Source organism: Algoriphagus vanfongensis DSM 17529, assembly GCF_000429465.1.
In the GTDB taxonomy this organism is placed as follows: domain Bacteria; phylum Bacteroidota; class Bacteroidia; order Cytophagales; family Cyclobacteriaceae; genus Algoriphagus; species Algoriphagus vanfongensis.
In genome coordinates this window covers 334,767-357,425 of record NZ_KE386906.1, presented here as the reverse complement: position 1 = coordinate 357,425, position 22,659 = coordinate 334,767, and the positions used below count along the sequence as shown (strand labels likewise).

Annotated in this window: 17 protein-coding genes and 1 tRNA gene; 10 read left to right on the top strand and 8 right to left on the bottom strand. The window is 43.7% G+C overall.

Annotation, left to right across the window (positions count from 1 at the left end; translation table 11 throughout):
• Nucleotides 1-607: 607 nt before the first annotated feature.
• Together G460_RS0120450 and G460_RS0120445 are read left to right on the top strand one after the other, a co-directional pair.
• Nucleotides 608-2,989 (top strand): glycoside hydrolase family 31 protein, encoded by a 2,382-nt coding sequence (locus G460_RS0120450; RefSeq protein ID WP_245578777.1) that lies wholly within the window; start codon nt 608-610, stop codon nt 2,987-2,989.
• A 345-nt stretch (nt 2,990-3,334) separates the two neighbouring features.
• Nucleotides 3,335-4,198, top strand: coding sequence for a type 2 periplasmic-binding domain-containing protein (locus tag G460_RS0120445; RefSeq protein ID WP_026957079.1), 864 nt, complete (start codon nt 3,335-3,337; stop codon nt 4,196-4,198).
• On the opposite strand, the gene G460_RS0120440 is transcribed toward G460_RS0120445, so the two are convergent.
• The 5 genes from G460_RS0120440 to dnaG all read right to left on the bottom strand — a co-directional run bounded on the left by G460_RS0120440 (nt 4,178) and on the right by dnaG (nt 10,958).
• Nucleotides 4,178-6,082, bottom strand: coding sequence for an ATP-binding protein (locus G460_RS0120440; protein WP_157366989.1), 1,905 nt, complete (start codon nt 6,080-6,082; stop codon nt 4,178-4,180). The two genes, G460_RS0120445 and G460_RS0120440, sit on opposite strands and share 21 nt — an antisense overlap.
• Nucleotides 6,083-6,216: 134 nt before the next feature.
• Entirely contained in the window at nt 6,217-6,999 is a 783-nt protein-coding gene (surE, locus tag G460_RS0120435; protein WP_026957077.1) for a 5'/3'-nucleotidase SurE, read from the bottom strand.
• Nucleotides 7,000-7,005: 6 nt separating this feature from the next.
• Nucleotides 7,006-7,653, bottom strand: a complete 648-nt coding sequence (locus G460_RS0120430) for a hypothetical protein (protein WP_245578776.1) — start codon at nt 7,651-7,653, stop codon at nt 7,006-7,008.
• Nucleotides 7,654-7,725: 72 nt separating this feature from the next.
• Nucleotides 7,726-8,958: a bifunctional 3,4-dihydroxy-2-butanone-4-phosphate synthase/GTP cyclohydrolase II gene (locus tag G460_RS0120425; RefSeq protein ID WP_035464830.1), complete on the bottom strand. Its 1,233-nt coding sequence runs from the start codon at nt 8,956-8,958 to the stop codon at nt 7,726-7,728.
• 62 nt (nt 8,959-9,020) lie between these two features.
• On the bottom strand, nt 9,021-10,958 hold the full coding sequence (dnaG, locus tag G460_RS0120420) for a DNA primase (RefSeq protein WP_026957074.1): 1,938 nt from the start codon (nt 10,956-10,958) through the stop codon (nt 9,021-9,023).
• Between the two features lie 154 nt (nt 10,959-11,112).
• On the opposite strand from dnaG, the gene G460_RS0120415 reads away from it, so the two are divergent.
• From G460_RS0120415 to G460_RS0120390, 6 genes are all read left to right on the top strand, one after another.
• A complete protein-coding gene (locus tag G460_RS0120415) occupies nt 11,113-12,207 on the top strand; it encodes an Mrp/NBP35 family ATP-binding protein (RefSeq protein ID WP_026957073.1) in 1,095 nt (364 codons plus the stop codon).
• A gap of 3 nt (nt 12,208-12,210) precedes the next feature.
• A complete protein-coding gene (locus tag G460_RS0120410; RefSeq protein WP_026957072.1) occupies nt 12,211-12,459 on the top strand; it encodes a NifU family protein in 249 nt (82 codons plus the stop codon).
• A gap of 12 nt (nt 12,460-12,471) precedes the next feature.
• Nucleotides 12,472-15,546: a T9SS-dependent choice-of-anchor J family protein gene (locus G460_RS0120405; RefSeq protein WP_245578775.1), complete on the top strand. Its 3,075-nt coding sequence runs from the start codon at nt 12,472-12,474 to the stop codon at nt 15,544-15,546.
• Between the two features lie 117 nt (nt 15,547-15,663).
• The gene (locus G460_RS0120400; RefSeq protein ID WP_026957070.1) at nt 15,664-16,428 is read left to right on the top strand and encodes a PASTA domain-containing protein; all 765 of its coding nucleotides are present in this window, start codon (nt 15,664-15,666) and stop codon (nt 16,426-16,428) included.
• Nucleotides 16,429-16,434: 6 nt separating this feature from the next.
• The gene (locus G460_RS0120395; RefSeq protein ID WP_026957069.1) at nt 16,435-18,270 is read left to right on the top strand and encodes a T9SS type A sorting domain-containing protein; all 1,836 of its coding nucleotides are present in this window, start codon (nt 16,435-16,437) and stop codon (nt 18,268-18,270) included.
• A 2-nt stretch (nt 18,271-18,272) separates the two neighbouring features.
• Entirely contained in the window at nt 18,273-18,569 is a 297-nt protein-coding gene (locus G460_RS0120390; protein ID WP_026957068.1) for a rhodanese-like domain-containing protein, read from the top strand.
• A 62-nt stretch (nt 18,570-18,631) separates the two neighbouring features.
• Here G460_RS0120390 and G460_RS0120385 read toward each other — a convergent pair whose 3' ends face one another.
• Nucleotides 18,632-19,558 carry a hypothetical protein gene (locus G460_RS0120385; RefSeq protein WP_157366988.1) on the bottom strand — a complete coding sequence of 309 codons (927 nt, stop codon included), beginning with the start codon at nt 19,556-19,558 and terminating at the stop codon, nt 18,632-18,634.
• A gap of 199 nt (nt 19,559-19,757) precedes the next feature.
• A tRNA-Ile gene (locus tag G460_RS0120380) sits at nt 19,758-19,831 on the bottom strand.
• 139 nt (nt 19,832-19,970) lie between these two features.
• Between G460_RS0120380 and G460_RS0120375 the strand changes: the two genes are divergently transcribed.
• On the top strand, nt 19,971-20,603 hold the full coding sequence (locus G460_RS0120375; protein ID WP_026957066.1) for an HAD family hydrolase: 633 nt from the start codon (nt 19,971-19,973) through the stop codon (nt 20,601-20,603).
• Nucleotides 20,593-21,705, top strand: coding sequence for a site-2 protease family protein (locus G460_RS0120370; protein ID WP_026957065.1), 1,113 nt, complete (start codon nt 20,593-20,595; stop codon nt 21,703-21,705). The genes G460_RS0120375 and G460_RS0120370 overlap by 11 nt, the downstream gene beginning before the upstream one ends.
• A 7-nt stretch (nt 21,706-21,712) precedes the next feature.
• Here the strand turns inward: G460_RS0120370 and G460_RS0120365 are convergent, their stop codons facing one another.
• Nucleotides 21,713-22,621 carry an NAD(P)/FAD-dependent oxidoreductase gene (locus G460_RS0120365; RefSeq protein ID WP_026957064.1) on the bottom strand — a complete coding sequence of 303 codons (909 nt, stop codon included), beginning with the start codon at nt 22,619-22,621 and terminating at the stop codon, nt 21,713-21,715.
• Between the last annotated feature and the right edge of the window lie 38 nt (nt 22,622-22,659).

Here is a 22,659-nt window from a genome sequence, read left to right as displayed (position 1 = left end):
GAAGCAGGAGGTTGGAAGTGAGCAGTCGAAGTGATGAGGAAAGTATAAAAGCTGAAGTGAGAAAGCTTAGGTAAGTAAGAAGTTGGAAATACGAAGTACGGTGTGGGGATGGAGGTAAAAAGCAGCCAGAGACAATTCAGAAAGCTCAAATTAGAAGGATGGAAAAAGAGCAGGTTGATAGTCCAGCTTTTAGAACAAGGAAAACCAAGAAACTTATTTGTACCAACCATCAGCCGTCGGCTGCAACTCGTGGACTAATGTCAGCAACAATAAAAAAGAAATAAATGACGGATTACATGCGGATAATCATTCATAACGGTTTTGCATTTATTTGGATTCGTAGCTGCCTGTCCCTATTCATTTCCGGAAGGGGTGAAACTGCAAGTAAATAAGTCCCTTTGGTCCCAATAGCCATCGGAAGTGAAGCGTAGGAGCTGATTTTCTCCGCCGTGACTGATGAATCCTTAGCAAGTTAAACGCATAATGCGAGTTAATTTTTTCATCAATACCCAAAGCTGTCTAACTTAGTCCAAATCACTATAACAAGCTTTGCATGGGGTCTAATAATAAAGTAAGTCTTCCAAACTCATCTTCCACCCATCAATCCATGGGAAGAGTTATCCAATGGAAAAAAACTCCAAGAGGAATAAAAGGAGAATCTGAATGGGGATTTTTCGTCGTGAGTGTTTTTGACTCACAAATCATCCGAGTGCAGGCTAGTCGTTGGGATCAATTTTATCCCAATCCTTACTCTGTCGTTTATTCGCCAACTAATCCACCCTTTGACTTTACAGAATCTGAAGAATATCTGGAGCTCTCCACTCAAAAACTCAGTCTCCGAATCAAGCTAAGTTCTTTTTCCTGTACCTTCCTAGATAAAAATGGAAGTATCCTCAACGAGGATGATCCCTTGGGGATTTCATGGATAGGCACAGAAGTCTCCTGCTATAAGAAGCTTCAGTCCAATGAAAAATTTATAGGTCTGGGAGAGAAAACAGGCAATCTTAACCGAGCTGGAAATGCCTATACCAATTGGAACACGGACTATTTTGCCTACGGCGTAGGCGATGATCCCCTCTACATGAGTATTCCATTCTATATCGGAATCCATGAAAAAGGAGCCTATGGTGTATTTTTTGACAATACGCATAAATCGGTATTTAACTTCGGAGCCAGCACCAACCGGTTCACTTACTTTTCTGCAGAAGATGGAGAAATGGATTACTATTTCATCCATGACCCACAAGTCAAAAACATCATTTCAAAATATACAGAGCTGACTGGCCGAATGGAGCTTCCTCCCAAATGGGCTTTGGGCTTTCAGCAATGCCGCTATAGCTACTACCCCGAATCAGAAGTCAAAACTCTCGCTAATACCTTTCGGGATAAAAAAATGCCAGCCGATGTCATCTATCTTGACATCCATCATATGGAGAGCTACAAGGTTTTCACATTTGATCAAATCAAATTTCCCGACCCCAAAGCTCTGATTTCCTATTTGAAAGAAAAAGGCTTTAAAGTGATCGTGATTCTGGACCCGGGGATCAAAGCTGACAGCTCCTATCTCCCTTATCAGGAAGGAAAATCCTCAGGTTTGTTTGTCCCCTATCCAGATGGAGAAGAGTACCAAGCGCAAGTCTGGCCCGGCTGGTGTGCGCTACCTGATTTTACACAAGAGAAAACAAGAGAATGGTGGTCAGAGAAAATGAAATTCTACACTGATGCAGGTGTGGATGGTTTTTGGACTGATATGAACGAGCCAGCTTCTTGGGGTCAATGTACTCCAAACTTGCTCGAATTTGACTGGGAAGGAGACAAAGCCAGTCATCGCAAAGCCAGAAATGTCTATGGCATGCAGATGGCCAGGAGTACCAAAGAGGGAAATGAGAAACAGGCGAAACAAAAACGTTCATTTGTATTGACCAGATCTGGATTTGCAGGGATACAACGCTACGCAGCCGCCTGGACAGGAGATAATGTGGCCAGTGAAGCGCACATGCTTGCTGGCATCCGCTTGGTCAATAGTCTTGGAATCAGCGGAGTTTCCTTTGCTGGCTATGATGTGGGAGGATTTGTCGGTGATGCCAGTCCCGCACTCTTTGCAAGATGGATGAGTATTGCAGCCTTCAGTCCGCTTTACAGGGCGCATTCCATGATCAATACCAGAGATGCAGAACCTTGGGCTTTTGGGGAAGAGGTAGAAGAGATTTCCCGCAATTATCTCCAACTCAGATATCAGCTACTACCCACTATTTATGCTGCATTTTATTCCTCCACACAGACTGGGTTACCCCTCGCAGAAAGTTTGGCGATATCCAATCCTCAAGACCCTAAAGTCTTCGAATCAGCCTTCCAAAATCAATACTTATTCTGTGAATCATTTCTGATAGCTCCGGTCGAAAGCACCAAAGAAATCACCAAGGTCTACCTACCACATGGAAACTGGTACAATCTCTATACGGATGAATTTTTCACGGGGGGAAAAGAAATCTATGTGGATTGTCCGCTTAATTACCTGCCGGTCTTTGCCAAGGCCGGTGCGATCTATGCCATGCAATCAGAGGTCTTGCATACCTCACAAAATCATGATCAGATTCTGAGAATCCATGTTTATCTCAGTGATCAGGGAAGCACATTTCACTATTACGAAGATGATGGGATTAGCAAAACGTATCAAAAAGGTGCCTATTATAAAAGGAGTATCAGCTATGATCCTCAGCTGATGGAATTGAAGTTTTCTCCAAAAGAAGGGGATTTTAAAAGCACTTTTAAAAAGACAAAATTATACTTACATGGATTTCACACTGAGGTACTTTCGGTGAATGGTGAAAGCCAAAAACTGGAACTCGAAAACTTCGCTTTTTTGAACAAACTGACTGAATTTGACCCATTACCTGAGAAAGCGCACCCTTATCATGAGATTTCTGATCTGAAAGTTTTGGAACTGGAGCTGATCGACGAGGAGATAGCGATTGCTGGCTTATTTTAAAAGTATCGTCACCACTTCAATAGACTATTGAGATAAAGCAATACAAAAGTTTGGAAAAGAGAAAGGAAAAGCCCTTTTGCTAAATTAATAGTATCAATCATTAGAGTGTTAAAGAAGCGCTCCAATTATGTATCTCTATCTGTTCAATTACCGGATACTCTTCCGAGGACGACAGCCAGCGGTACACTTCTGGCGCAACCGAACTTCATAATAGAATTTGTAAGAGAGCAGCCATTGACGAAAAAATACAAAGACTCATGCGGACAAGCGGTAGCCAATTCCAATCATCAAATTAGTCTAGAAGAAATCCCCATCAACCCCTACTTTTGTCCAAATTCTAGTAAAATGAAAACCATCCGAATCACTGGCGTCCCTGAGCATTTCAACTTCCCTTGGAAAAACGTCATTCAAAACCAGCCCTTTTTGGAGCAAGACATAGAACTCGAATGGGTAGATGAAAGCCGCGGTTCTGGCCAGATGAACCTCTCTCTTCGGGAAGGAAGCACTGACATTGCCTTGGTTTTGACAGAGAGTTTTCTCAAGGATTTTGAAGCTGGTAATCCCTCCAAAATGATCGGCTTTCATGTGATCTCTCCCTTGATTTGGGGGGTCCATGTGGGAAGTCAGAGCGATTGGGATAGCTTGGAGCAAATCGACCATCCGCATTTCTATATCAGTAGACCTGGTTCGGGCTCCAATTTGATGGCCTTGGTATTGGCCGAGAAAGTAGGCTGGGCGGCAGATTCACTCAGTTTTGAGAGCATCAACAATCTTCCTGGAGTGCTCCAAGCCTATCAGAAGAATCCCAATGGGATGTTTCTCTGGGAAAAATTCACTACCAAACCTTGGGTGGACAGCAATGAACTCAAGCGAATCGGCGAAGTGCCTAGTCCTTGGCCCTGCTTTGCAATCATAGCGACAGATCAGGCACTGGAAGAGTTTGGCGAGATCCTTTACAAACTGAGAGACTTAGTGTATGAGGAGGCTCATGCTTTGGAACAAGACAAGGAACAAAGCATCAGATCCATTGCTACAAGCTACGAGTTGAAAGAAGAGGATGTAGAAAATTGGTTTGGTCAGACCAAATGGGCGACTTCACATTTGGTGAATCTTGCTGAGCTGAAAGACTCTATACAGACCATGAAGCACTTGGGGATCTTAAAGGAAATTCAAAATGAAGAAGATTTCTTAAGAATTCACTGGGTTTAATCGAGTCACCACAATACGAATCGGGAAGCTGACGCAAAACTTGGCTCCCTGTCCTACTTCACTGTCTATTTTCAGTTCTCCCTGACTCATCTGGATAAATTCCTTGCAAACCTGCAATCCCAGACCTGAGCCTTTTTCATTATTGGTGCCTGGTCTGGAGTGGGAAATCAGGTAATCTTTGGCCAAAATCTGTTCAATTTGCTGTGGAGTCATTCCCATACCTTGATCTTTCACACACCATTCCAGCGTATTCTCTTTTTCTTTCAAACTGATAAAAATTGTCTTGCCTTCCGGTGAATACTTGATCGCATTGCTGAGAATATTTCGGACGACCACCTCTATCAAATCCCTGTCCAAAAGCAAAATCAATCCATCTGGCATCTCCACTCTTACTTGCAGTTTCTTAAGCAAAACCCTTGGATTGAGGAGTTGCAAGACCGAAGTCACTACCTCTTTCAAGTCGAGTTCCGTCGGTCTAAGACTAAAGCCTTCCATCTGTGAGCTAGACCATTTCAACGTATTGGTCAAAGTAAAATGGACATTATCCAAGTCCTGCTTCATGGCTCTGAGCAGCTCATCAAACTCCTCTTGGTCCAGATGATTGGACAGGGCTAGATCTACAATATTCTTGACCTGTCCCACCGGACCTCTCAAATCATGCCCCAAAATGGAAAACAATTTGTTTTTGGTTCGATTGATTTCCTCCAATTGTTGGGATTTGGCCTCCAGCTGAGAGTTTTGCTCTTGGATCATCTCCTGCTGCTGCGTCAGCTCTTTATTTATTTTATCAAAATTCCTATTGAGACGAGCGAGCCAAAGCAATAATGCAAAAATCAATAGCGCCCCGATGCTAATAATCAACACCACTTTGTTGATAAAGGCCAGTCTATTGGCCTGATTGTCATTTTGGGCTTTGAGCAGCTCTAGCTCTGACTTTTCGAGATTATCCTCAAACATCCCCTGCATGAGGGCAAGTCTATCTTTATTTGCCTGATCCACCAAGCTATCATTAATGGCTAAATAAGCACTTTGGCTTTCAAATGCCTTCCCTATATTGCCTTCCTGTTCATAGACTTGAGCGAGGTATTTATGACTTTTGGCCAGCTCATCTCGATAGTGATGCTCTTTGGAAAGCGCCACTCCTTCTTCCAAGATTTTCTTGGCTTCTCTCAGTTTGCCATCCTGCAAATAAGTCCTGCCCAACCTATGGAAAATACTTGCCAAAAATGAATTCAAACCTTGCTTCCTCGCCAGGTCAAGGGATTTCTCATAGATAAGTTCGGCAGAGTCCAGTTGGTTTCGAGCAAAATACACATCGCCTATCACCCGATTGGAAAAGGAAGTCAAATAAGGAGATCCTGCATTTTCATTCACTTGAATAGCCTTTTTTGCAAAAAACATAGCAGAATCCAAGTTGCCCAACATGGTATGATTGAAGGCCAAATTATTCAAACTTCGGATCTGAGTATAGAGGTCATCTGAATTGGAGCTGATTTCGAAAGCCTTTCGGAAATTGCGAACTGCCATTTCATAGTTTTGCTGCTCATAATAGAGAGCCCCCATATTGTTGAGCACTCTGGCAGCTCCACTGGAATCTTGGCTGTTCAAAGAGATCTGATAGGCTTCCTCGGCATAGTCAAAAGCTTTTTGCCAATGCCCCATGCGATAATAAATCCAGCTGATATTTTCTTTGGCTTTGGAAAGTGCCAGCATATCCTGGAATTGCTCAGCTAGTTGCTCCGCTTCGAAGCCATGCTCCAAAGCTTGTTTTTGCTCGATTTCACGAAGTACAAATGATAACTCGACCAGTATCTCCAGTCTCTCCTTGCCTTGACTTTGAGCTAATCTAGCCTGCAAACTATCTGCAGCGGAGCTCTGAGCCAAACCAACCAAAGACTTGAAAAATAAAACAATAAGTAAAGGCCAAAGAATTGATTTCCTATTCACAGTATGGAAGTTACGCAATCACAAAATAATAAATATCCGTGAATTGAGCATAGACTGCTGCAGGAGACCTATTATTTCAACTGATTCCAATCCCAGTCCTTATTCATCTGGGTGATAGCATGATGTGCTGTCAGATCATATTGACATGGCACGATGGAAACGTAGTTATTCGCAATAGCCCATTCGTCATTATCCTCACCTTTGTCATAATTGACAAAATTGCCTGCAAGCCAGAAATACTTCCTTCCCGTAGGATCATAGCGCTCATCAAACTCTTCCTGCCACTTGGCATCTGCTTGTCTGCAAACTTTGATTCCTTTGATCTCTTCGTTCTGTTTGGGAGGAAAATTCACATTCAATGCAATTCCTTTGGCTATTCCATTTTCGAGAACCTGGCGGGCTATTTTCTCGATCCACTCTTCAGTATGCGAAAAATCAGCTTTGGAAGAAAAATCACACAGGCTAAATCCAATGGAAGGATAACCCTCCAGCGCACCTTCAATCGCAGCTGACATCGTCCCGGAATAAAGAACCGAAATGGAAGTATTGCTCCCGTGATTGACTCCACTTACGATGAGATCCGGAGAGCGGTCTTTGAGCAAATAATGCTTGGCCAGCTTGACACAGTCGGCAGGTGTGCCACTACACTTATAAGCCGCCACACCTTCAAAAATATCTACTTCAGATAGTCGCAAAGTCTCCCCTATAGTGATCGCATGTCCCATTCCGGATTGGGGGCTATCCGGTGCTACCACCACAACTTCCCCCAGTTTTTTCATGATAGATACCAGTACGCGAATTCCTTTGGAAGTAATCCCGTCATCGTTGGAGACGAGAATCAGTGGTTTTGACATAAAAATTTAATTATTCAATTCATTATAATAGGCTGTGATTCTTAGCAAATCGCCTCTTTTATCGTGTTCAAGCCTGTTTTTCCGAATATAAAGTGACATCTCATCATCGTATCCCGGCAAGAAGTCATACAGGTCTTTTTTCTTCAGGCTGTATTTCTGGATTTGGTTATCCTTGAAAAAATAATAATTGAATGCCAAGCGATAGCCTGTCATCTGTGGGCCCCAAAATGGATTCATCCCCATGGGACCATAAGCCCCCATATTTCTAGAATCAGAAGTCACATATTCCCTGCATAGCAAGGCCAGGTCATTGCCTTCTGTCAAGACTTCGAAAAACACAGGAGTGACATAGTCGGAATTGATGCTGTAAGGCAAACTGTAAAACTTGCGGATGCCTCCATAAGTCTCATCATAAATCTCGAAATAACTCACATTGGATGCAGTGAAGGTAGAAATCGTTTCTGTTTGCAACTGCACCAGGTTATTTTCAAGATCATATTTGACCAAGCCGCTATAGGTCTGTCCTTCAGTGCCAAAGATATTTCCCTTATGCCAGATTTGGGAAGGGAATTGGCCCTGCTGCGCAAGAGTCAACTGCACAGATGTAAGTAGAAGTATCAGAGAAACTATTGCCTTTTTCATGAGTTCTTTCATGCCTTTTAGTACGATTTTCCAGCTGAGAAGTTGATATTCTCCAATTCAACAAGAGATAAATCCCTAACGGACTTATTTCAAAATGTTGTGCCCCATCTTATCTCTTTTGGTCTGGAGATACTTTTCATTGTGGGGATTGGGTTGGATTTCTATTCCTACTTGCTCCACGATTTCGAGTCCATAACCGATCAAGCCTACTCGCTTTTGAGGATTGTTGGAGATAAGTTTGATCTTGCCTACTCCGAGGTCTCTCAGAATCTGCGCACCTACTCCATAGTCTCTGGAGTCCATCGGTAGACCCAGTGCCAGATTGGCCTGAACCGTATCCATGCCCTGCTCTTGGAGCTTGTAGGCTTTCAATTTATTGATCAGTCCGATTCCTCTTCCTTCCTGATTCATATAAAGCACCAATCCTTTCCCTTCTTTTTCCACCATCTCCATGGCCGCATGCAACTGAGGTCCACAGTCACATCGACAGCTACCGAAGATATCTCCTGTGACACAACTGGAGTGTACCCGCACCAAGATAGGCTCGTCAGGCTCCCAACTCCCTTTGATAAGGGCCATGTGAATCTCCTGCGTATTGGTTTGTCGGAAAGCAATCAAATCAAAATTACCCCAGTTAGTCGGCATATCCACACCGATTTCCCGCTTGATCAGGGATTCATTTTTCAGTCTATACGCAATCAGATCTTTGATCGATACAAGCTTAAGATTGAATTTCTTGGCTACCTCAACCAGATCTGGAAGTCTGGCCATGGTACCATCTTCATTCATGATTTCTACCAGCACGCCTGCGGGTTGCAGTCCTGCCAATCTTGAAAAATCAATGGCCGCCTCTGTATGTCCCGCTCTTCTCAATACTCCTCCCCTTTTGGCTTTCAGCGGAAAAATATGTCCTGGCTTGCCCAGCTCAGAAGGATCAATGCTGTCATCTACCAATGCCTGAATCGTTTTGGCACGGTCAGATGTAGAGATTCCCGTCGTACACCCATGTCCAATCAGATCCACGGAAACAGTAAAAGGAGTTTCAAAAGCAGCTGTATTTTGGCCAACCATCAGCTCCAATCCCAATTTTTCGCATCGATCCTCGATCAAAGGAGCACAGATCAAACCTCTGCCATGCGTAGCCATGAAGTTGATGATTTCGGGCGTGACCTTTTCTGCTGCACAGACAAAGTCTCCTTCATTTTCACGATCCTCATCATCTACTACGATGATCACTTCACCATTTTTGACTGCTTCGATAGCATCCTCTATCGGATCCAATTGGTAATTTTCCACAAGATTTGGGGTTGAATTCATTCAGAAAGCAAATTTAAGCGCTTTCGTGTTTTAAACAGGTGATAGCCAAAGAAAGTTTGGTTTTAGCCTATGACTATCCCCAATTCCTTATCGATCTCTATCTGGACTTTCTTTAAAGTGAAATAGATCTCCTGAAGCTCAGCGACTTCCTCAAACTCCAACGCCTGAGCTTCGGCATTCTTAATTTTCTGCTTCGCCTCTTCCATCATTTTTCTTACAAACTTTCTTTTGAGCCTCAGGATACTTTTATATCCCGTCAGAGTCAGGTCATCATTTTCCTTATTGATTATGATTTCGTGTCTTCCTTCCCAGTGGGTGGATACTTCATGTCTTGGACTGATCAGGTCTATCACTTCCTTTTTGACCTCAGCATCAGTACCCGTCAGAAAAAAATCCGTTCCGGGAATCTGATTTTGAGAAAGTTGCTGTCGATATATTCCCAAGATCTTGGCATAGACGGGAGTTTCAAATTCCAAATCAGCTGTTTCGCTCAGCAAGTATTGACTCAGGTGCAGCTCTTGTCCTTCCAGTTTTTCGATCCCATAATTCACCAATAAGCGGATCATCTCCTTTTCCTGCAATCGCAGAATTTCTGAAAAAGAAGTCTCCTCTTTGGCTCCGATCAACTCCTCTATTTGAGCTTCCTGAAACTCCTCTTCCTTCTGCTTTTCAAAACTGTCTTTTTGATGCTTCAGGAGAGATTTATTGAGCTCGGCATGAATGATCTCTTCTTCAATATCCAGCAATCCTGCTGCTTCCTTAGTGAAAACAGATCTTAGGATGGGGTCAGGAATTTTGCCAATACTTTGGACTACCTCCCGGATTACTTCTGCTTTGCGGATAGGATCTCGGGCGATTTCATCTTTATATAGCCCGATTTTAAAACCAATGAAATCCCGACTATTTTTCTCCAAATAGCTCTGAAACGCATCGGAACCTACTTTTCTGGAATAACTATCCGGATCTTCACCTTCTGGAAACACGACCGCTTTGACATTGAGTCCTCCTTCCAGCAAGAGGTCTATCCCGCGGAGCGATGCTTTGATGCCCGCAGCATCGCCATCATAGAGCACCGTCACCTGATCGGTAAAGCGCTTGATCAGCTTGATCTGACCATCTGTGAGTGAAGTACCCGATGAAGCAACGACATTTTCTATCCCCGAAAGATGGAGCGAGACCACATCGGTATAGCCTTCGACCAGGTAGCAGTTATCCTTCTCCCTAATAGCCTTTTTGGCTTGATACATCCCATAGAGCACATCACTTTTGTGATAGACTGCAGTCTCGGGAGAGTTGATGTACTTGGGTTGATTTTTGTCTTTGGTTAGGATTCTGGCGCCAAAACCAATCGGCTTTCCGCTGATATTGTGAATCGTAAAGGTGACTCGATTTCTGAATCGATCATACTTCCTATTTGGGTCACCTTCCTTCTGGAGTATCAATCCAGCTTTGAGTAAGATTTCTTCTTGAAAACCGGCTTTCTTGGCTGCATTCAGCAGATGATCCCATCCGTCCAGCGCATAGCCCAAGTCAAACTTCTGAATGATCGTGGGGCTAAATCCCCGCTCTTTGAAATAACTCAGACCGATGGATTTCCCTTCCTCGGTTTCCAGATTTTTCACAAAAAAATCCCGGGCAAAACCCAATGCGATCAGCAAACTTTCCCGCTCACTTTGAGCCTGTTCCTGCTCAGGAGTTCTCGCCTCATCCTCTTCCACTTCGATGCCATACTTGCCTGCCAGATGACGAATCGCTTCCTGAAAACCGATCCCCTCGATATCCATAATAAACTGGATTGGGTCTCCGGCTTTCCCACATCCGAAGCATTTGTAGATCTGCTTGGCAGGAGCTACGGAAAATGAAGGGGTTTTCTCCCCGTGAAAAGGACAGCAGGCCCAGAGGTTTTGCCCTTTTCGCTTGAGAGGAACATAGTCGGAGATCACCTCCTCTATGTCCATGCGTTCCTTTACCTGATCTGATGTGATTTTACTGATTCCCATAGTGACTCCTACCTAAACAAAGGTAATGCGAAAATAGGACTAAAAATTGAGAACTATTTGGAAGGGCGGAGGGTTGAGGAAAGCAGGCTTTTCAGTCAAGTTTCAAAAAGCCGCCACAAAACCTTAACTTTGTGCCCAAATTCCAATTACCCTGATGCAAATTACCAAAGAAGCCATTCTCAAATCACTTTCCAAAGTAGAAGATCCCGATCTCAAAAAGGATCTGGTCACCTTGGGAATGATCCAAAACATCCAGATTTCCAGCGATATAATCAGTTTCAAAGTGGTATTGACCACTCCTGCCTGTCCTCTCAAAGAGGTCATCAAAAACAACTGCTTGGAGGCTTTGGAAACTGATTTCGGCAGTGGCATCCAGTGGGACATTCATATGACTTCCCAGGTGACCACCGTGAGAGATGCGACTCCTCTTTTGCCTCAGGTCAAAAACATCATCGCCGTAGCTTCTGGCAAAGGCGGTGTCGGAAAATCTACCACTGCTGTAAACCTTGCCGTTTCTTTGGCAGAGCTCGGAGCCAAAGTCGGCCTAATCGATGCGGACATTTCAGGACCTTCTATCCCCACCATGTTCAATGTCGAAGGAGAGCAGCCTACAGTCAAAAAGGTAGGTGATAAAAACATCATTGTACCTGTCAATCAGTATGGAGTCAAATTGATTTCCATAGGATTTTTGACACCTTCGGACTCAGCAGTAGTATGGCGTGGACCGATGGCTAGCTCCGCGTTGAAGCAGTTTATCTCAGATGTAGACTGGGGAGAACTGGACTATTTATTGATCGACTTGCCTCCGGGGACCTCCGATATTCATCTGACTATGGTGCAGACAGTGCCAGTGACTGGAGCCGTGATCGTGACCACCCCACAAAAAGTAGCGCTGGCAGACGCCAATAAGGGTGTTTCTATGTTTAGACAGCCACAAATTAACGTGCCTATCTTAGGTGTTATTGAAAATATGGCTTACTTTACACCCGAGGAATTACCTGAAAACAAATACTATATTTTCGGGAAAGACGGGGGCAAAAAATTAGCTGATAAATACGAGGTTCCATTCTTGGGAGAAGTACCGATCGTACAGAGTATCCGAGAAAGCGGTGACACTGGCTATCCGGCAGTCCTGAAAAACGGAATCACCAAGGAAGCGTATATGGAATTGGCTGAGTCGGTAGCAAGGCAGGTTGCCATCCGCAATGCCTCACAGAGTAAAACAGAAATCGTAGAAATAAAAGGATAAAAGATGGACGCAGTATTGAGTGAGCAGATAGAAAAGGCATTGGAAAGCATCAGGCCCTATTTGGAGGCTGATGGAGGCAATGTCAGAGTGGTAGAGTTGACGGACGAAAAAGTATTGAGAATAGAAATGCTGGGTTCTTGCGGTTCTTGCCCCATGTCATCTATGACATTGAAGGCGGGAATAGAAGACGCCATCAAAAGAGCTATACCTGAAATCATCAGAGTGGAAGCTGTAAACCTGACAGAGGCTTAAGCTACTATTTGGATGAAAATAAATTCTGGATTTTTATACAAAGTCTCTATGCTCCTTTATGGAGCAATTTTTACTTCTAGCCTTGCCTTTTCTCAGGAGTTTACACTCCAGCCCCTTCACAAATCCTATGACTCCGGGAGCAAAGATTCCCATACCCACAATGAAAAATGTGCCCATGGCCATTTGCAAGAATTGATGGAAAAAGAAATGGGATACTTTGGTACGAAGGACTTTTTTGAAAATTGGATAGACACCAAGCTAGAACAGAGGAGAAACCAGCCTCAAATCCTTTCCAGAGCTCAGGAAGAGGTCAGAAAAATCCCCGTAGTTTTTCATATTGTCCACAATGGAGAAGCTGTCGGGACTGGAAGCAATATTCCTGTTTCACAGATCGAATCACAGCTCCGTATTCTCAATGAGGATTTTCGTAGACTCAATGCAGATGCCAGCCAGACTCCGGCGGAGTTTCTGCCTGTAGCTGCAGACGCGATGATTGAGTTTGTCATCGCCAAGCAGGATCCAGATGGACTTCCTACTGATGGCATAGTGAGGATCCAGGGACCTCAAACTTCCTATGTGGATACCGACGCCACGATGATAGGGCAGCTCACCCAGTGGAACCCAGAAGAATATCTCAATATTTGGGTAGTCCCTTTGACCAGCCCCTATATAGGCTACGCCTCCTTTCCTATTTCCGATTTACCTGGACTCAATTTCAGTCCTACACCGGCTATCATCGATGGTGTGACGATTGATTACAGATATTTTGGTACCGGAGGTAGTGCTACAGGTGCTTCTTTGGGCCGGACTGCTACTCATGAAGTGGGGCATTATTTCGGTTTGCGTCATATCTGGGGTGATGGCGGATGTGGAGTCGATGATTATGTAGCGGATACGCCCGAGCAGGACAATTCCAACAATTCCTGTAGCGCCAATGCTTCGCGTTTTAGCTGCGACTCCAATGACATGATCCAAAACTTCATGGACTATACTCCTGATGCCTGCATGAATTTATTTACCGCAGGTCAGGTGGAGCGTTTCAATGTGGTATTGGCAAACAGCCCCCGAAGAACCACCCTGATCAACAACAGAGCTACTCAAGATCCTGTATTGGCAGATAGAGACCTAGCTATTTCCAGAGTCATAGCACCTGGGGACTTTACGTGCTCTCCCCTAGTAAGTCCACAGATTGAAGTGATTAATGCAGGGGAAAACACGATTACTTCTGCGCGATTGGAGCTAAGAAGAAATGGCACGCTGATCGAAAACAGAAGATTTTCCCTAATCCTTCAAACTGGACAAAACCAAACCTTAACATTCCAGAATTTCTCACTTCAGGGAGGTGAAAATGAAATTGAGTTTCTAGTCACTCAAGTCAACGATGCAGCAGATGAAAACGCTGCCAACAATCGCGCTATTTCCAATCCTGTATTGCAAACCACCGTCAGCCTTCCTATCCAATTGGATCTTGGAAATATTCCTTCGAGCTGGTCTATCTCAAACCCTGATGAGTCCATGACTTGGGAAAAAACCAGTCTGACTATTTCCGGAGCCCAAGAGGACTTGATCTATCTGCGCAATTACGAATATGAAGCACCTGGCACCTTGGATTATTTCATCTCCCCTGTGATAGACCTGCATCAATATCCCAATGCACAGGTAGTATTTGAAATGGCTCATGCTCCATACAATCAAGATGGCTTCCAGGACAATTTGATCGTAGCAGTATCGACAGACTGCGGCAATACTTTTGAAATAGCGAATGCTACTTATAATAAGTCAGGAACGAGTCTGGAAACCTCTTCTGCTACTTTGGATGAGTTTATCCCGACGACATCCAGTCAGTTTAGAACAGAACTGGTAAACCTAGCCCCCTTTGCTGAACTTGGCTCTGTGCGGGTAGCCTTTATCAATCTCAACGCCTATGGCAATAATATTTATCTCAAAAACATACGCATCCTAGAATCTGAGGAGTACAGATACGAGGTACAACTTGAAGAACTGCTTTCTCCTTTTCCGATTTCTGATGGGCGATTTGAGTCTGAGATCTTGACGGTCAGAAATACAGGCAATCTCCCAGTCTCCAAATTTGTATTTACAAAAAGCACCAATTCAGGTACTCCAATAGAATATTTGGCAAGTGGAAATGCGATAGCGCCAGGGCAAGCAATCAATATGACTGGCTCCAATACAACTGTCGATGGCCTCAATCGCTTGGATTTCGAAGTGAGCATGCCAAATTTTGATCAGAATGGAGGAACTGTAAGTACGCTTACCCGCTATGTCGTAGTGGATGGAGAGACGACATTGGTTCCTTGGAGACAAAATTTCGATAACTCAAGCAGCATATCGCCTTGGACCGCTGTCAATCCACGTGAGAACAGACCTGCTTGGGAAGTATTGGCTTTGGGCTCGGAATCAAATAATGTATCAGCAGTCCTAGAGCCAGAGAGCGGGTTCACCTATTGGCTAGGGTCTCCGATATTTGATCTTTCAGATCGCACCCAGGCATCTGTCTTCTTCGATGTGGCCGCTGGACAAGTAGGTGCCAACACCTCTCTCAAAGTCCTGATCAGCGGAGATGCAGGAGAAAACTACTACATCATCTGGGAAGGAACCGGCGCAAGCCTGAGTACAGTCAGCACTGGAAGTGCCAGTCCTAACAGTACTTCGGATTTCGTAAGAAACTATATCGACATCTCTGATTATACCGGCACAGGAAGCGAATCGGTGCGCCTTGCTTTTGTGCTGGAGGTAGCTGACGGTCAAAACAGTCCTGTCTATCTGGATAATATTGAACTGTTCTTGACAGCTAATCCAAATCCAGTGATACCAGGAGAAGGAAAGGCACTGCTTTTCCCAAATCCAGCTACTGCGTTTTTCAACATCGCATTCAATCTCCCCCAATACGAAGACGTGACCATCCAGATCGTATCTGCCAGCGGGAGCCTTTTGCATGAGGTAGTCTATCCAGAGACTCTCAACCAAACCTATTCTTTCAGCAGAGAGCTATTCCCAGCTGGCCTTTATATTGTCAAGATCACAAGCAATTCGATCAGTGAAACCAAAAAACTGATCATTAATTGATAAAATAAGCCGAAGCTTTTCACTTCGGCTTATTTTTTGTCTGGCTAAAAGCTCCCAGCCCAAAACATTGGAGGGATGGGATTTCCCGATTATCTTTAGCAATTGTAATTTTCGTTCATGAGCGGCTTCTCCTATTCATTGAAAAAAGTACTGATTAACCTTATCGTCATCATCGCAATCTCCTTTTTGCTGGGATTCCTGTTTTTGAAACTGTACCTACCGATGTACACCAATCATGGGGAAACCGTCTCCGTACCGGATCTCTCTGGATACACTTTTGACGAAAGCACAGACATTTTGGAAAATGCAGGTCTGAACTATGAAGTGTCCCTCGATTCGGGATTTAGTACAGATGAGAAACCACTTGCGGTACTCAAGCAAATGCCCGCAGCAGAAGAACAGGTGAAAAATGGCAGAAAAATCTATTTGACACTGAATGCCCGAAACGCTCCTTTGATTAAAATGCCTAAATTGGTCAATATGCCTCTGAAAAATGTCCAGGAGATTTTGGCAAATATCGGTTTGGAAAGAGGGGAAATCATATACGTCCCAGATATTGGTATCAACGTCGTTCTGGAGCAGCGCTATAGAGGCGTGTCCATCGATGAAGGCTTTGAAGTACCCAAAGGTGCCAGAATCGATCTAGTCGTCGGAGATGGACTGGGCAATCAGATTTTGAGCGTGCCTAATTTTGTAGGAATGGATGAAATCGACGCAGAGTTTTTGATTTTGGGATCAGGGCTTCGTGTGGGTCAGAAAAATTATTTTAAGAATGACACCATCCCGTCAGGACGAGTATTCAGGCAAACTCCTGAAGCAGAGATGCAAGTAAAAACCGGAGAAATCATCGATCTTTGGATTTCCGGCGAAAGAGACTTTTAAAAATACATGGGAAATAAAGCCCGCATTTATCTGATTTTTGCATTGCTCCTGATCCAAACAGGAGTGGTTAAGGCTCAGTTTGTGCAATTTTCGGCTGTTCCCCATCATAAAATCAAAGTTCAAGACTCTAAGTACCAAGCCAATTTCAGGACATCCCAACTGAACTCACTTCCCTTTTGGGATGATTTTAGTCAAGGTTTGGACACTTTGAAATGGACCTTTGAAGGCGCGACCTATAGTGAGAGCGTCGGCAATTCAGCACCTTCCTTAGGTGTGATCTTGATGGATGGAGTAGATGCGCTGGGCACGCCCTATTCCAGAGAAGTGAGAGATCAGGGGGCTGGCGACTATATCACCTCCCGGGAATTTGACCTGAGCACCCTCAGTCCAGCAGAGCAATCTTCCCTGTATTTGAGTTTCTTTTGGCAGGCTGGAGGCAAAGCTGAAAGACCGGATGAAAATGACAAGCTAACTCTTCAATTTCTCAATGCATCTGGCCAATGGATCACTGTCAATGAAATAGCTGGAGGAATTGATAAAAATCCGGAAGAGTTTAATCAAGAAATCATCTCTGTAGACTCAGAGTTTATCCATGAGGCATTTCAGTTTAGATTTGTCAACATGGGCAGATTGGCTGGACCTTTTGATTCTTGGCTCATTGATTATGTCTATTTCAATTCGGGACGTACAGCTAGCGATCTCACCTATTTGGACAGAGCCTTGACTCAGCCCAATTATTTTCAATTTGGCAATTACTCCAGTATTCCGGCGGGCTTTTTAGCCTCTTTTGATGCAGCGGATGCCAGTACCATACAGAACGAATTCTACAATCTCGAAAATCGCTTTCGGGCTATGGAATATTCCATCGCTGTCTCGCATCTTCAATCAGGAGCTAGTGAAATATTGAATCTAAATACACCTTTCAATCCTGTTCCTTTGGCTTTGGAGAGAAGAGGTTTTGAAAGCAGAGAGATCAATGCTCTGCCACAGGTATCAGAGGAATCCGATTACGAGATTCTGACCTACTTGACCACTGGCGACAGAGAGCTATTCACTGTTTCCGGTCAAAATGACACCACCAGCTATTCACAGCTGGACTATAGACTGAATGACACCGTGAGAACCGTCGTACCCCTTCGGGATTTCTTTGCTTATGATCACGGAAGGGCTGATTATGCTGCTGGCATTAATCAAAAATCAGGAAGGATCGCAGTGCAATATGAAATAGAAGAAGCGGTGTTCCTCAAAGGTATTTCCTTCAATTTCACCAATGCAAATCAGGTCGACTTGCCTATCGATATTTTGGTTTGGCAAGAGCTGGATCGAGAACCGATTTTTCAAAAAGAAGTGTTGATTCCGGCCAAAGAAAGTCTGGAAGAGCTTCAGTATTTTTCTCTGGACACCAATATCCAGGTTACCGGACAGTTTTATGTAGGTTTTGCGCAATTCACCAATGACTTTATCCATGTAGGTCTTGGAAAAAGCAATGATCAAGCTGACAAGATCTACTATAATATCAATGGAGCCTGGGCTCAAAATGAACAAGTGAGAGGCGCTTTGATGATTCGTCCTCATATCAGTTTTAGCCCTCCATTTGAGCAAACAGAGGAGGAAACGCTCGGGTTTAAGCTTTACCCCAATCCAGTCATCAATAGACTCTCGATAGATGGGAAGTTTGAAGATTTGAAAGTGTTTGACTCCTTTGGAAGGGAGATTTTCCTGGAAAGAGAAGGAATGGAAAAAGGAGAAATCCTTAACTTTAGCGGTCAGAGACCAGGAGTGTATGTAATCCGGCTCCTGACCAAAACCGGAGCAGAATCATTTAGAATTTTAGTCAGATAATTATGGAAGATATCACAGTACAAGAGCTGAAACAAAGGCTGGACAACAATGAAAAATTCTTTTTCCTAGACGTACGGGAAGAGTGGGAATATGAAGATGACAATTTGGGAGCTAAAAATATCCCATTGGCTAACCTTCCTCACCAATTGGATGAACTGGAAGACTATAAAGACGAGGAAATAGTCGTTCACTGCCGAAGTGGAGCCCGTAGTGGCAATGCCAAAAAATTTCTTGAAAGCAAGGGCTTCAGCAAAGTAAGAAATGTACCGGGAGGAATTATGGCTTACCGAGAGCTTTAAGATTATAGATACAAATTAAAAAAGGGTCATTATGAATTTAATGACCCTTTTCCTTTTTAGGATCAATCCACTTCTAGAGGAATAGATTTTCGTGTGACATTACCTACTTGATCTTCCGCCCAAATGATCAACACCATACTTGAACCTTGGGAAGGAATCAAGATAGGATTTTCCTCGAACAATTGATCAAAGGTAAACTCCACCTCAGAGGGCAAAGCAGGGCCTGATTTTGATACTCTACGAGATTCGCCCCAAGCTCTTTCCTCCAATACCAACTGCTTAATCCCTTCAGGAGAATCGGATAAATTATCACTTTCCTGCAGCCTCGCCCATACAAATTTCAAAGGAGTTGAGAGTACATTGTTACTTTTGAAAATAGCCCCTTTCAGCAAAAGCTCTTCCCCTGGAATTATTGGACCAAACTTAGACTGGCCTTCAAACCATATATTTGGCGAATAACTCCTTTCGACAAAAACCGTCGTTTGGTAGCTAGCTCCTTCTTGAGATTTGGTTTGATTGCCATTGATATCAGCTGCATGAATAGAAATATCATAAGGTCCCGATAAAATAGGCTTTTCCGCCACCGAATATTCACCAAGACCCCAAGAAATGGGATAAGGATCAAATTTCAATTCGCTCAATCCAAACGGAAAATGCTTAAAAGGATCCTCGTAGTGCTTATCCAGAACCCGAGTATAATTCAATAGCTCAAATTGATCACTGATTTCATTGTCGGCAATAAATGGATACTTCCCAGCTATTTCCAGTTCCACTTCTGACACCCCCTCTGGATCCTCAACTTTAAGATAAAACGAAATACCATCTACTAAATGAGAAATAACTTGACCTGAAGATGGTTGGATTTGATCTGAAGTTTCCAACTTAGAAATCACAGGAATAGAAGAATCGATAGGTACAGCAGGATCATCACTACATCCACTCAATGTAACCAATGCGCAGGCGAAAATTGAAAAAAGACACTTATTCATCCAGTTAATATAGGGTTTAGTTATTTTGACAATATTTTTAGTAAATCAATTAGCAAATAAGTTTTGAAAAAACATAGTATCCTATTCTCTATAATAACAGCTTGCTCACAAGAGAGCTCAGATATAGCTGATGGGAAAGAGTAAATCGATGGAATTCTATAAAATAAAAAAAGGCTGAAACGAATGTTTCAGCCTGAAGTGGGCCCAGCTGGGCTCGAACCAGCGACCTCCTGATTATGAGTCAGAAGCTCTAACCAACTGAGCTATAGGCCCAAGAATTTATCAGATGATTTCCCAACTCGGGAAAATATTGCCTTTTACAACTCCCAAAATCCTCCCTATTTGTCAAATACCTTGGTTTTGGGAGTGCAATGTTACATATTTGATATCAGATTCACAACCTATCTTTCGGATGAAAAAAACACCTGATGCTGACTTTTTGATATTTGACCTCGGAAATGTAATCATCGATATAGACTACCAACACTCATTAAACCTTATCCGTCAGCAACTTCCCTCCTCTCTCCACTCCAAATTGGATGATTTTTACAGGACGGAGTTTCATTACAATTATGAGAAAGGAAAAATTGATTCAGCTACATTTCGTCAAGAAGTCAACTCCTATTTCGGGCAAGATTGGGAAGATGCACACGTGGATTATCTCTGGAATTCCCTTTTGGGGAAAATCCCTGCAGAAAGACTCGCTCTAGTCAAAAAAGTACGGGAGCACTATCAAGTCGGAGTTCTGAGCAATACCAATCTGATTCACATCCATGCCGTCAATGATATCCTTCAGAGAGATCATGGCATCAAAAACTTTGACCCTATCTTTGACTGGGTATTTTTAAGCCATGAAATGGGCTATGCGAAACCTCAGCCGGAAATCTATGAGAAAATGCTCACTGATCTGGGGACATCTCCGGAGCGAGTTGTTTTCTTTGACGATTTGGCCGCAAATGTAGAAGCCGCAAATGAAATAGGCATTCAGGCCATTCAGGTCACTGGACCAGATGTGATTTTTGATTATTTACAGAATGTACAGTAGCAAAGAATACCTCAAGCACCTCCTCTTTTTCCTACTTACTTTGATCACGACTACTCTGGCTGGAGCAGAGTGGGTTTATGGCAAATCTGTATTGGGAGAGGGAGAATCTGCAATGACTTGGGAGTATTTTCTAAAATCCCTCTCATTCTCTATCCCGTTTATAGGTATTCTACTCATACACGAATTGGGTCATTTGTTCACCTCTATTTACCATAAGGTCAAATGCTCCCTTCCATTTTTCATCCCTGCTTGGTTCGGATTTATAGGCATTCCTTCCATAGGGACTTTTGGTGCTCTCATCCGCATGAAAGGTTTTGTCAATTCGCGTAAAAAATTCTTTGATATAGGCGTAGCAGGACCTTTGGCAGGTTTCGTCATAGCTTTGGCTGTGTTGGTTTATGGTTTCTCGACCCTACCTCCAGCAGACTACATCTACGAAATTCATCCTGAATATGCCGATCCCGATTTCCAAGGCTACGGCGAAGATGTCTTGGATTTTGAATTGGGAAGCAATTTGCTTTTCTCATTTCTGAGCCAAACTTTGGCAGATCCGGAGCGGATGCCTGCCATGTCAGAATTGATCCATTATCCGTTCTTATTTGCCGGCTATTTGGCTTTGTTTTTCACAGCTCTCAATCTCCTTCCCATTGGCCAGCTGGACGGAGGACACGTGATTTTTGGGCTCTTCCCAAGACATCATCGGGAAATCTCCTTGGTCACATTCACTGGTTTTCTGTTTTATGCAGGTTTGGGAATGATCAGCCCCATGCTTCCCTTGGAGGATTTGATCCTTCGAATTCCTATTTACTTGGGCTTTTTGTATATCTGCTACCAAAAATCCGGTCTGGAACTCCAGACGAGACTGACTCTGATCCTCTGCATGGCTGCTGTGCAATACCTGATTGCTTTTTTCTTCCCCGCTATTCAAGGCTATCAAGGCTGGCTATTTTATGGATTCCTCTTGGGGAGAGTGATGGGAATCCGTCATCCAGAAGTATCTGGATTTAAAAAGCTGGACAGAAAAAGGCAATTGATCGGCTGGCTTGCCATCCTGATTTTTGCACTTTGCTTTTCTCCCCAGCCTTTTATTTTCTCCGAATGATCAGCGCTTACCGACTCCCTTCCACCAAGGCCATGTTGACGATGGCACCAGCGAAATTGCCTGTATAAACCGCATTGGCGACAGAGCGTATCATGGAACTATTATCACCACAAGCGTAGATTCCCGGCACGGTAGTCTCCCGCATCTGATTAGTCTGAATATACCCATGTTCATCTAGTAGACAGCCCAAAGACTCCGGGATTGCAGAATGCTGATAAAATGGAACCGCAGCATAAGCCACCTCAAATTCTTCGGAAGTCTGATCTTCCAAAACCAGTTTCTTTAAAATACCTTTCTCATTGCTGATGCATGAAACTGATTTCTCGATCAGGCGAATGTTTTTCTTGCTCAATATATTCAGTTGTTCCGGAGAAAAATCCGCCTTTCCTCCTGTGATAATAGCTAGGTCTTGACTCAAATTATGAATCAAGCCAGCCAAGTGAAAAGCCTTCGGTCCATTGGCAAGCAAGGCTGTCTTTTTTCCTCGAAATTCATACCCATGGCAATAGGGACAGTGCACAATCGTCTTGCCCCAGCTTTCTTTGAAACCAGGGATTTCTGGAAATTGGTCACGGATCCCGGTGGCAAAAATCAGTTTGCGAGCTCGAAACCCTTCCTCAGCTTCCGTGAACACCTGAAAACCTTCCTCCACTTTTTCGGCATGAGTGGCCCAGGCTTGATGATACTTCACAGTGGAATAGGCTAAAACTTGGTCTAGCGCTATTGTATTGATGTCTGCTGGACGTGCGCCATCCTGAGTTAGGAAATTATGAGAATGTGGCGTTTGAGCATTGCAAGGCTGCCCACTGTCGATAATCAAAACGTCGCGTAATGATCGTCCCAATGCCATGGCGGCTGACAGCCCCGCGTAACTTCCGCCGATGATGATGACATCGTATAGTTGATCTGATTGCATAAGATATTGGTGTAAAGTTGAATAAAAATCAATTTGTA